The following is an 11,382-nucleotide window of genomic DNA, read 5'->3' on the forward strand; positions in this document are numbered from 1 at the left end:
GTAGCTTTAATCGACCTATCAGGCTTTTTGACAAGTCCTGGCGGATAAAATTTCAGGCGTTAACGGGCCCTTTCGTCCCGCTAAATCAATTGCCTGCATTATCCATAGATCCGCCGCCCTTGTCTTTAATGACTCTTAGGAGTGTGCATGGAATTTAGCGTAAAAAGTGGTAGCCCGGAAAAACAGCGCAGCGCCTGCATTGTGGTCGGAGTCTACGAACCCCGCCGCCTTTCCCCCGTTGCCGAACAGCTCGATCGCATCAGCGACGGCTACATCTCCAACTTGCTGCGCCGTGGCGACCTTGAAGGAAAGGTAGGCCAGACCCTGCTGCTGCACCATGTCCCAGGCGTCCTTTCCGAACGGGTGCTGCTGATTGGCTGTGGTAAAGAGCGGGAATTGGACGAGCGCCAGTATCGCCAAATTGTTCAAAAAACCATTTCCACCCTTAACGATACCGGCTCCATGGAAGCGGTGTGTTTCCTGACCGAGCTGCACGTTAAGGGCCGCGACACCTACTGGAAGGTGCGCCAAGCCGTAGAAGCCACCGAAAGCAGCCTCTACAGCTTTACCCAGCTTAAATCCAAGAAGGAAGAACCCCGCCGCCCCCTTCGCAAGCTGACCTTCAACGTGCCGACCCGCCGCGAGCTCTCTTTGGGCGAGAAGGCCATTCGTCACGGCCTGGGCATCACCAAAGGCATGGCCATGTGCCGCAACGTGGCCAACATGCCGCCCAACATCTGTAACCCGGCTTACCTGGCAGAGTCGGCCAAGGAACTGGCCAAGGAACACAGTAAGCTGGCCATCGAAGTGGTGGGCGAAGCGCAGATGGCCGAGATTGGCATGCACTCCTACCTGGCGGTAGGCCGCGGCAGTGCCAACGAATCAATGATGACCATCATGCGCTACAACGGCGCCCCTGACGCCTCTGCCAAACCCATAGTGCTGGTAGGCAAGGGCCTGACCTTCGATGCCGGCGGTATCTCCATCAAGCCCGCCGATGGCATGGACGAGATGAAGTACGACATGGGCGGCGCTGCCGGCGTGCTGGGCACCATGACCGCCCTGGCCGAGCTGGATTTGCCGCTGAACGTGATTGGCGTGCTGGCCGGCTGTGAAAACATGCCCGACGCCAACGCTTATCGCCCCGGCGACATCCTCACCACCCTTTCCGGCCAGACCGTCGAAGTGCTCAACACCGACGCCGAAGGCCGCCTGGTGCTGTGCGACGTGCTTACCTATGTAGAGCGCTTCGAGCCAGAGTGCGTGATTGACACCGCCACCCTCACCGGTGCCTGTGTGATTGCCCTGGGTAAGGTGGCCTCCGGTTTGATGTCTACCCACAATCCGCTGGCCCATGAGCTTATCAACGCCTCCGAGCAATCCGGCGACAAAGCCTGGCGCCTGCCGCTTTTTGACGAGTACCAAGAGCAGCTGGAAAGCCCCTTTGCCGACATGGCCAACATCGGTGGCCGCCCGGCCGGTGCCATCACCGCCGGCGCCTTCCTGAGCCGCTTTACCAAGAAGTACAACTGGGCTCACCTCGATATCGCCGGCACCGCCTGGGTATCGGGCAAGAACAAAGGCTCTACCGGTCGCCCGGTACCGCTTTTGACCCAGTTCCTCTTGAACCGCGCCGGTGAAAAGCCCGAAGATTAAGGGCAATCCCACGGAACCAAGGGCAGCTCTGACTGCCCTTTTTCCTTTTTGGAGTCTCTATGGCTGATGTCACTTTTTGCTCCCTGCCGGACGATAACCTGGTGGAATTTGCCTGCCAGGTGGCCGCGCATTTTTACCAATTGCGCCAACCGGTGCTGATCACCTGCCAGGACAAGGCCCAGGCCGACGCCGTTGACGAAGCGCTGTGGGTAAAGGAGCCGGCGTCCTTTGTGCCCCATAACCTGGCTGACGAAGGCCCCAAAAGCGGCTCACCGGTGGCCATTTACTGGCCCGAAGCGCCCGCCCCCAGAGGCCGTGCGGTGTTGATTAATCTCCATGAAGCCATCCCCCATGTTGCGGTACAATGTGCGCAAATTTTTGAGGCCGTGCCAAACAGCGAGGCACTCAAGGTGGCGGCGCGAACCCGGTTTCGCAGCTACCAACAACAGGGCGCAGCCCCTAAGCACTTGTCACTCGCGGACTTTTTGGCGCAAACCCACTGAGATACAGCAAAACCATGGATAAGACTTACAATCCTTCCGCCATCGAAGAGGCGCTCTACCAGGCCTGGGAAGAAAAAGGCTATTTCAAACCCAGCGGTGCGGCCGGCGCCGACAGCTACTGCATCATGATCCCGCCGCCCAACGTCACCGGCAGCCTGCACATGGGTCATGCATTCCAGCAGACCATCATGGACGCCCTCACCCGCTACCAGCGCATGCAGGGTAAAAATGCTCTCTGGCAAGTGGGCACCGACCATGCCGGTATCGCCACCCAGATGGTGGTGGAGCGTAAACTGGCCGCCGAAGGTGCGCCTGACCGCCACGCCCTTGGCCGCGACAAGTTCATCGACAAAATCTGGCAGTGGAAGGAAGAGTCCGGCGGCACCATCACCCGCCAGATGCGCCGCCTGGGTAATTCCGTGGATTGGGAGCGTGAGCGCTTCACCATGGACGAAGGCCTGTCCAATGCGGTGCTGGAAGTCTTTGTACGCCTGTACGAAGACGACCTTATCTACCGCGGCAAGCGCCTGGTGAACTGGGACCCGAAACTGCACACCGCCATTTCCGACCTGGAAGTAGAAAACAAAGAGCAAAAGGGCCACATGTGGCACCTGCGCTACCCGCTGGCTGACGGCGCCAAGACCGCTGAAGGCAAAGACTATCTGGTGGTGGCCACTACCCGCCCCGAGACCATGCTGGGTGATACCGGTGTCGCCGTTAACCCCGAAGATCCGCGCTACAAGGACCTTATCGGCAAGTTTATCGAGCTGCCGCTGGTAGGGCGCCGCATTCCCATCGTTGGCGACGAACACGCCGACATGGAAAAGGGCACCGGTTGCGTGAAGATCACCCCGGCCCACGACTTTAACGACTACGAAGTCGGCAAGCGCCACGGCCTGCCCATGGTCAATATCCTGACCCTGGACGCCCATATCCGGGTTGAGGCCGAATGCGTGCACACCGACGGCACCGCCAACACCGAGATGGATGGCTCCATTCCGGCCGAGTTCCAGGGCCTAGAGCGCTTTGCCGCCCGTAAGGCCATCGTCGCCAAGTTTGACGCCCTGGGCCTTCTGGAAAAAGTCGACGACCACAACCTCTCGGTGCCTTACGGCGACCGTGGCGGCGTGGTTATCGAGCCCATGCTCACCGATCAGTGGTACGTGCGGGTCGCCCCACTGGCCAAACCCGCTATCGAAGCGGTGGAAGACGGCCGTATCCAGTTTGTGCCCAAGCAGTACGAGAACATGTACTTTGCCTGGATGCGCGACATCCAAGACTGGTGCATCAGCCGCCAGCTGTGGTGGGGCCACCGCATTCCCGCCTGGTACGACGAAACCGGCAAGGTTTATGTGGGCCGTAGCGAAGACGAAGTGCGTGCCAAACACAACCTCGGCAGCGAGGTGGTGCTCAAGCAAGACAACGACGTGCTGGACACCTGGTTCAGCTCGGCCCTTTGGACCTTCTCCACCCTGGGCTGGCCCGAGAAGCTCGAAGACCTCAAAGTCTTCCACCCCACCGACGTGCTGGTGACCGGCTTTGACATCATCTTCTTCTGGGTGGCGCGCATGATCATGATGACCATGCATTTCATCAAGAACGACGATGGCACGCCACAGGTACCCTTCAAGACCGTGTATGTGACCGGCCTTATTCGCGACGACGAAGGCCAGAAGATGTCCAAATCCAAGGGCAACGTCATCGATCCCTTGGACATGATTGACGGCATCAGCCTGCCCGAACTTCTGGAAAAGCGTACCGGCAACATGATGCAGCCGCAGTTGGCCGAGAAGATTGCCAAGCGCACCGAAACCCAGTTCCCCGAGGGTATCGTTGCCCACGGCACCGACGCCCTGCGCTTTACCCTGGCGGCCCTGGCCTCTACCGGCCGCGACATCAACTGGGACATGCGCCGCCTGGAAGGCTACCGCAACTTCTGCAACAAGTTGTGGAACGCCAGCCGCTTTGTGCTGATGAACACCGAAGACAAAGACTGCGGCTTTAACGGCGGCGAGCTGGAGCTGAGCCTGGCCGACCGCTGGGTGCTGGGCCAATTTGAAGAAACCGTCAAAGCGGTGCGCCAAGCCATGGACAGCTACCGCTTCGACTTGGCCGCCAACACCCTGTATGAGTTCACCTGGAACCAGTTCTGCGACTGGTACCTCGAGCTCACCAAGCCGGTGCTGTTCAAAGGCTCAGAAGCCCAGCAGCGCGGCACTCGCCACACCCTGGTGACGGTACTGGAAGCGCTGCTGCGGCTGATGCACCCGGTCATGCCTTACATCACCGAGACCATCTGGCAGCGAGTCAAAGTGCTGGCCGGCATCGATGGCGACACCATCATGCTCCAGCCCTACCCCGAATTTGACGCCGCCAAGGTTAACGCCGATGCCATGGCCGATTTGGAGTGGGTGAAGCAATTTATCGTCGCCATTCGCAACATCCGCGCCGAGATGGACATTGCCCCAAGCAAGCTCCTCGAAGTGTTGCTGGTGAATGTGTCTGAGACCGACCAGCGCCGCCTGGAAGAGAACCTGAGCTTCCTCACCAACATGGCCAAGCTTGAGTCCATCACCGTGGCAAGCGGCGAGCTGCCCCCCACCGTTACCCAACTGGTGGGCGCCATGGAAGTGCGTATTCCCATGGCAGGCCTGATTGACAAGGACGCGGAGCTTGCCCGCCTTGCCAAGCAGCTTGAAAAGGTGGAGCAAGAGCGTGGCCGGGTGGCCGGTAAGCTGGGTAATGAAGGTTTCGTGGCCAAGGCCCCGGAAGCGGTAATTGCCAAAGAGCGTGAAAAGCTCGCCGAGCTTGAGGAAACCCAGGCCAAACTCAAGGCCCAATACGCCAGTATCGAGGCGCTCTAAGCAAATTAAGGCCCGGCTGATAGCACCGGGCCTTTTTATTCGCCATCAGAAATGGCTACATTAATGTAACGACAATAATACTGAGGACGGCCGTGGCCAACACGGATACCTTGCTTGAACACCTTCCTTGTCCTTTAGCCTGGCTGGAACCGGGCGGGACTCTATTGGGTTTCAACCCAGCCTTTGCCGATCTGGTTGAAGACCCACAGCACTTTTTTACCCAAGGCGCCGGCAGCCACTGGCTGGCAAAATGCCAGGACAGCCACTTTTGGCGCGACGCCCTGCCCGGCAAAGGGTTGATGCGGGTGCATGTCAGCCACCTGCCCGACAGCAAGGCCTTTCTCTTTTTTGTCCAACCGGTGGTGGACTTGCACGGCTCGGTGCTGGATCTGCTGGCCCACCCCATTTTCATTCAGTGCCCCGACGGCAGCCTTTTGGCCAGCAACAACAGCTTTGCCAATTTCATGGGCTCCGAGCGCAGCGCCCTTATTGGCCTTGAGGCCAGCCGACTTTTTGGCGGCGACGGCCAGCAAGGTATCGACAGTGGCCGCGAACAGCTGCTTAAAGAAGGCACCCTTGAGCCCATTAAGGTCAGCCGCCCTGATGGCAAAATTTGGTGGATCCAAAAGCGCCTGATCACCCAGAACGACCAGCACCTGGCCATTATCAGCGAGATGTGGGACATCACCCGTCAGCTGCAAATGGAAGCCGAACTCTCTGCCATGCAGTCAGCGGACAAGCTCACCGGTTTGATGTCACGCGACGAGTTTTTGCATCAGCTCGACGAACAGCTCCATGTGGCCAAACGCATCCAGATGAAACTGGGGTTGATGCTGCTGGATCTGAAAAGCTTCCAGCAGATCAACGACGACTTTGGCCACCAGGTGGGGGATTCGCTGCTAAGAGCCGTAGCCCAGCGCATTCAGCAAACCTTGCGGGAAACCGACATCCTGGCCCGCCAAGAAGGCGACCGCTTTGCCATCATGGCGGTGCACCTTAAAAACTCCGAGGCCATGGCCCAGGTGCACCACAAGCTGGCACTGGCCTTTGAGCAACCTTTTGAAATAGACGGTAAACCGGTGCCGATGGGCTTTCGGGCCGGGGTGGCCATTTACCCGGACGATGCCGACAACGCCAACAGCCTCTTTAACAACGCCGAGCTAACCCTGCACCAGCTCAAACGTGATGGCGGCGATGTGCGTTTTTACGACGAGCGCATCGATGCCATGGTGCGCCTGACCCGCGAGTTGGGTAAGGATCTGCGCGGCGCCACCGAGCGGGGCGAGTTTTTCCTGCGCTACCAGCCCATTGTCAGCGCCTACGGCAATAAATTGTTGGGGGTGGAAACCCTGGTCCGCTGGGAACACCCCCAGCACGGCACCCTAGTTCCCCAGGAGTTTGTCTATATCGCCGAGCATGTGGGGCTGATTAACGAACTGGGCGAACACGTGCTGGCAATGCTGACCCGCGATTTGCACCAGTGGCTGGATTACGGGGTCTACAACCTGTGCCTGACCGTGAACATCTCGCCGCAGCAGTTAAAGGGCCAAGGGCTTTTTGACAAGACCCGTGAATTGCTGGCCCAGCTTGGCGGCGCCGATCAGTTCACTCTGGAGCTGGAGCTTAACGAAGCGGCCATTCACAACGATGGCCAGCGCTATGCCCAGCAGCTCCATGAACTGAAAAAAATGGGCCTTAGGCTCTCTATCGACGAGTTCGGCTCCATCAACGGCGCCCTCAATAACCTCACCAAGCTGCCCATCGACACCATCAAGATTGACCGGCACTTTATCGCCAAGTTGGGTAAAGATCCCGATGCCGAGACCCTGGTCAAAGCCATTTTGCGACTGGGTAAGGACTTGGGTATTCGCACCAGCGCCGTGGGAGTTGAAGAGCTGGACCAGCTTAACTTCCTGCGTAACGAGCACTGCGATCAAGTGCAAGGCTTTGCGGTATCCGAGCCCATGGGCAGTGAAGACTTCATCACCTGGTACCACAACTTCAACCTGGTACGAGGCGGCATTCAGCCATAAAAAACGGGAGCATCGGCTCCCGTTTTTTATGACACCAGCTTAAGCCCCACCAGGGACACCACCAGCAGGGTTAAAAAGCCCATCCGCGCCAAGGTGGCCGGATCGTTGAAAAAGCACACCCCCACCAGCGCCGTGCCCAGCGCGCCGATGCCGGTCCAGATGGCATAAGCGGTGCCTACCGGAATGTGCGCCATGGCCTTGGTCAGGCAGTAAAAGCTGGCCGCCCCCAAAGCGATAAACGCCGCCGTAGCCCAGTGCCGGGTAAAGCCCTCGGACAACTTCAGGCAGCTGGCAAAGCCCACTTCAAAGACACCGGCCAAAACAAGAAACCCCCAGGGACCCATAGACACCTCCAACTATCTTCCCAGAAAGATATTTCGCCGTGATAGTATCTTCCTGGAAAGATAAACTCAAGGAGTCTTCCATGGCCCGTGCCCGCGCCGCGTTAAGCGAACTCAAGGACAACTGGCAGAACCATTGGCCCCAGGCCTGCGACAAGGCTGGCGAGCTGGTGGCCGCGCTCTATCGCCTGCAGGAGTATTTCGCCGAGCTCGACGGCGCCGTGTTTGCCCGCTTTAGTCTGCAACCGGCCGAGTTTGAAGTGCTGGCAACCCTGCGCTCGGTAGGCGGCGAACATTGCCTGAGCCCCACCGAGCTTTACCGCTTGATGCTGGTGTCCTCCGGCGGCATGACCAAAATCTTGCTGCGCATGGAAGATAAAGCCCTGATAAGCCGCCCCGCCAACCCCGATGACGGCCGCTCCAAGCGGGTGAAACTCACCGATAAAGGCCTGGCTTTGGTGGAGAGTTGCAACCAGGCCTTGCTGGCTGCCGAAGCCCAAAGCTGCGCTGGCCTTGGCGGGCACCTCCCGGCCCTTAGCCGGCAATTGCAGGACTGGCTTGGCAAATTAGAAAAGCGTTAACCGTCACCAAACTGTCACCTAAGTGTCATCGAGATAACCAGCCTGGCCGCCACAATACGCTCCCGGATGGGTCATGTTCAGACCCTGATAGCAGTTCAAGGGAGTCTTTCGGCCTATGGCTATCCTGCCCACGAGACTTTTCACGCCGTTTGCCCGCCTTGGGCGCCTGGTGCCGAAACTATCCATAACCCAGAAAGTGATGCTGGGTTTTCTGCTGCTGGTACTGTGCCTGCTGGCCAGCAGCCTGGTGACCTTATTGGCAGGGCAACAAATTCGCACCCAAATTCAGGCCATGACCACCAAGGCCACCCCGCTGGTGCTGCAAACCAGCCAACTGTCGGTTGTGCTGCTCAACGCCGACCGCCAGTTAAAGGCGGTGCCGGGTAGCACCGACCCCCATATCGCCATTACCACCATGAACAACTTTGGCGATCTCAAGGCGAGCTTCCACGACACCCTCGATAAGCTCAAAATCCTGGCTAAAGACTCCAAGGACGTATTGGGCCTGCTCGAACCCCTCGCCACCATGGACCAAGACTACTTTGCCCTGGGCCAGGAGCTTGGCGACAAACAGCAGGCGCTGCTCAAGGCCCAGGAGGACATTAATAACGCTCGCCAGCAGTGGCGCCAGGCCCTGCAAGGCGCCAAGCTGGCAAGCGAAATCGCCATCCAGGAAAACATCGACGAAGTGCTGGCTGCCACCGACAGCTTTGCTATCAACAGGCCCAAACAGGCTTTGGATACACTGCTCGCCGGTAACAGCGCCCTGGCGGGCGATGCCCAGCAGCTGATGGATGCCAAAGAGCAGTACCTGACTTTAAAAGACGAAGTGGCCGCCCTTGCCGACCAGACCAGCGGCACCATCGATTACGCCATCGCCGTGATGGGCACCGTCGACCAAACCGCCCATGACCGGGTCGACAGCGGCGCTGCGACCGTCAATCGCTCATTGAGCTTGAGCTTCTGGCTGACCTTGCTGGCCCTTGGCATTTCCTTGCTGCTGGCGGCATTGGTGGCCTGGAGCGTGTACCGCTCCATCAAAAAGCCGCTGGCCGAGCTGTTGTCGGTACAAAGGGCGGCAGCCCGTGGCGATATCACCCAAGAAGTGGCCTTTACCAGCCATAACGAGTTTGGCCTGCTCTCGGCCAGCACCAACCAACTGCTAAGCCACCTTCGCCAGCTGATAAGCCAGCTCAGCGACGGAGCCCGCCAGTTGGGCGAGGTGTCGCAACTGAACCGCGACCAATCCCTTGAGACCCGCCAGGCCCTGGAGCTGCAACGGCGCCAAACCCAGCAGGTCACCACCGCCATGACAGAGATGGAAAAAGCAGTGCAGGAAGTGGCCCAGTCCACCGCCCGTACCTTAAGCCGGGTGATGGAGATGGACAATGCGGTCGGCCAGGGCCAAAAACTGGTGAACGGCAGCAGCGATGCCAGCCACAGCCTGGCTCAGCGCCTGGACAACACCGGCAAGGCCATTGACGACGCGCACAATTATTCCCAGCAGATAGGCAGCGTGCTGGATGTTATTCAAGGAGTGGCGGAGCAGACCAACCTGCTGGCCCTGAACGCCGCCATCGAGGCGGCCCGAGCCGGCGACCATGGCCGCGGCTTTGCGGTGGTGGCCAGTGAAGTCAGAGGCCTTGCCCAGCAAACCTCCGAATCGGCCAAGACCATTCACGGCATGATTGACAGCCTGCAGCAAAGCACCCGCCAGGCAGTCTCCCTGATGAAAGACAGCCAGCAGCAGATGGAAAAGGGGCTGGAACAAAACAGCCGGGCCGCCGAGGCCATGGGGCAGATCCGCGCCCTTATCAGCGATGTCACCGCCAACAGCGAGCACATTGCCTCTGCCGCCACCCAGCAGCAGGCCACCACCGAAGACATCGCCCAGAGCCTCAGCCAAATCGCCCACATCACCGAGCAAAACCACCAGGGCGTGGCGGCGTTCAGTGATTCGAGCCAACGTATCGAAGAGCTTATCCAAGCCCAGGAAGAGTTGGTCAGGCACTTTCAGCACCGCTGAGCGCTTGGGCCGGCAGCGGGGATTTTGGTAGCATAAGCGGTTTTCTCCCCTCCCCGAGCGCAGTATGAGTCAAGCACAGAGCATTCAGGTCCGGCCCCAGGGCACGGGCCTGGCCGAGTTTTCCCTGGCCGTTGGCGGCCTTGCCATCGGCACTGGCGAGTTCGCCGCCATGGGCATCTTGCCAAACCTGGCCCAAGGCATTGGCGTGGATATTCCCACCGCCGGCCACACCATCAGCGCCTATGCCCTGGGCGTGGTGGTAGGGGCGCCGCTCTTTGCCATCCTGGGCGCCCGTATGCCAAGGCGCATGCTGCTGGTGCTGCTGATGTCCATCTTTGCCTTCGGTAACCTGCTGAGCGCCGCCATGAGCCAGTACCTGCCGCTCATTGCCGCTCGTTTCGTGGCGGGCCTACCCCACGGCGCCTACTTTGGGGTGGCCTCGTTGGTGGCCGCTTCCATCGTCCCCCACAGCCAGCGCGCCTCGGCGGTAGGCCGGGTGATGCTCGGGCTCAGCACCGCCAATGTCATTGGCGTGCCCCTTGCCACCTGGGCAGGCCAATGGCTGGGTTGGCGCAGCCTGTTTGTGATAGTAGGGGCCTTGGCAGTGCTGACCGCAGTGATGGTGAGGCTATTTGTGCCACGGGTGGCGGTGGCCGAGGGCGCCAGTGTGCGCAACGAACTGAGCGCCTTTAAAGAAGGGCAAATTTGGCTGACCCTGCTGGCCGCATCTGTAGGCTTTGGCGGTATCTTTGCAGTGTACAGCTACATCACCCCCACCCTCACCGAGGTCACCGGCATCCAAGAAAGCACCGTGCCCTGGCTGCTGTCCCTGTTTGGCCTTGGCAACATTGCCGGCAATATCTTTGGCGGTAAACTGGCTGACCGCTCCCTCAAAGGCACCATTCTCGGCTCCTTTATCTGGAGCGCCGTGGCACTGGGACTCTATGTGTTTGCCGCAAAAGCGCTGTGGAGCGCGGCGCTGCTGGTGTTTTGTATCGGCTGCAGTGTGGCGGTGGTGCCAGCCATGCAAACCCGGCTGATGGACGTGGGCAAAAAGGCCCAGACCCTGTCGGCCGCCCTTAACCATTCGGCCTTTAACATCGGCAATGCCAATGGCGCTTGGCTCGGCGGCCTTGCCATCAGCGCCGGCCTTGGCTGGACCGCCACCGGCTGGGTAGGCGCCCTGCTTGCCCTGGGAGGGCTGTTGATTATCTGGCTGGCCTTTGCCATTGAAAAGCGCAGCAACCCTTGAAAAAAGGCCGTCATCGACGGCCTTTTTGTTAACGAAATTAACTTTACCGCTCGGCCCCAACCGTTGGCCGAAGGGCGCTGTCGGCCAGCCAAACCTTGTGTGATGCTTATTTGAACAACGGCTTTG

General features: G+C 59.5%; 8 protein-coding genes. 7 read left to right on the forward strand and 1 reads right to left on the reverse strand.

What is annotated here, in order from left to right; all coding sequences use genetic code 11:
- Positions 1-147 precede the first annotated feature (147 nt).
- From pepA to EDC28_RS07060, 4 genes are all read left to right on the forward strand, one after another.
- Entirely contained in the window at positions 148-1,656 is a 1,509-nt protein-coding gene (pepA, locus tag EDC28_RS07045; RefSeq protein ID WP_050657187.1) for a leucyl aminopeptidase, read from the forward strand.
- A 59-nt stretch (positions 1,657-1,715) separates the two neighbouring features.
- Entirely contained in the window at positions 1,716-2,159 is a 444-nt protein-coding gene (locus tag EDC28_RS07050) for a DNA polymerase III subunit chi (protein ID WP_050657186.1), read from the forward strand.
- A 14-nt stretch (positions 2,160-2,173) separates the two neighbouring features.
- Positions 2,174-5,023, forward strand: coding sequence for a valine--tRNA ligase (locus tag EDC28_RS07055; protein WP_123421102.1), 2,850 nt, complete (start codon positions 2,174-2,176; stop codon positions 5,021-5,023).
- 164 nt (positions 5,024-5,187) lie between these two features.
- Positions 5,188-7,056, forward strand: coding sequence for a putative bifunctional diguanylate cyclase/phosphodiesterase (locus tag EDC28_RS07060; protein WP_123421103.1), 1,869 nt, complete (start codon positions 5,188-5,190; stop codon positions 7,054-7,056).
- 26 nt (positions 7,057-7,082) lie between these two features.
- Here EDC28_RS07060 and EDC28_RS07065 read toward each other — a convergent pair whose 3' ends face one another.
- A complete protein-coding gene (locus EDC28_RS07065) occupies positions 7,083-7,400 on the reverse strand; it encodes a DMT family transporter (protein ID WP_123421104.1) in 318 nt (105 codons plus the stop codon).
- A gap of 80 nt (positions 7,401-7,480) precedes the next feature.
- Here EDC28_RS07065 and EDC28_RS07070 point away from each other — a divergent pair, with 80 nt between their 5' ends.
- The 3 genes from EDC28_RS07070 to EDC28_RS07080 all read left to right on the forward strand — a co-directional run bounded on the left by EDC28_RS07070 (position 7,481) and on the right by EDC28_RS07080 (position 11,256).
- On the forward strand, positions 7,481-7,978 hold the full coding sequence (locus EDC28_RS07070; RefSeq protein ID WP_123421105.1) for a MarR family winged helix-turn-helix transcriptional regulator: 498 nt from the start codon (positions 7,481-7,483) through the stop codon (positions 7,976-7,978).
- Between the two features lie 169 nt (positions 7,979-8,147).
- Positions 8,148-10,004 carry a methyl-accepting chemotaxis protein gene (locus tag EDC28_RS07075; RefSeq protein WP_170164054.1) on the forward strand — a complete coding sequence of 619 codons (1,857 nt, stop codon included), beginning with the start codon at positions 8,148-8,150 and terminating at the stop codon, positions 10,002-10,004.
- 64 nt (positions 10,005-10,068) lie between these two features.
- Positions 10,069-11,256: an MFS transporter gene (locus tag EDC28_RS07080; protein WP_123421107.1), complete on the forward strand. Its 1,188-nt coding sequence runs from the start codon at positions 10,069-10,071 to the stop codon at positions 11,254-11,256.
- Positions 11,257-11,382 lie beyond the last annotated feature (126 nt).

It is taken from the genome of Gallaecimonas pentaromativorans, assembly GCF_003751625.1.
Lineage (GTDB): Bacteria > Pseudomonadota > Gammaproteobacteria > Enterobacterales > Gallaecimonadaceae > Gallaecimonas > Gallaecimonas pentaromativorans.

What these genes read in the sequence shown, in the direction of transcription:
- EDC28_RS07050 (WP_050657186.1), top strand. Translation starts at nt 1,716, where the DNA reads ATGGCTGATGTCACTTTTTGCTCCCTGCCGGACGATAACCTGGTGGAA.
- EDC28_RS07065 (WP_123421104.1), bottom strand. Translation starts at nt 7,400, where the DNA reads ATGGGTCCCTGGGGGTTTCTTGTTTTGGCCGGTGTCTTTGAAGTGGGC.
- EDC28_RS07055 (WP_123421102.1), top strand. Translation starts at nt 2,174, where the DNA reads ATGGATAAGACTTACAATCCTTCCGCCATCGAAGAGGCGCTCTACCAG.
- EDC28_RS07070 (WP_123421105.1), top strand. Translation starts at nt 7,481, where the DNA reads ATGGCCCGTGCCCGCGCCGCGTTAAGCGAACTCAAGGACAACTGGCAG.
- pepA (WP_050657187.1), top strand. Translation starts at nt 148, where the DNA reads ATGGAATTTAGCGTAAAAAGTGGTAGCCCGGAAAAACAGCGCAGCGCC.
- EDC28_RS07080 (WP_123421107.1), top strand. Translation starts at nt 10,069, where the DNA reads ATGAGTCAAGCACAGAGCATTCAGGTCCGGCCCCAGGGCACGGGCCTG.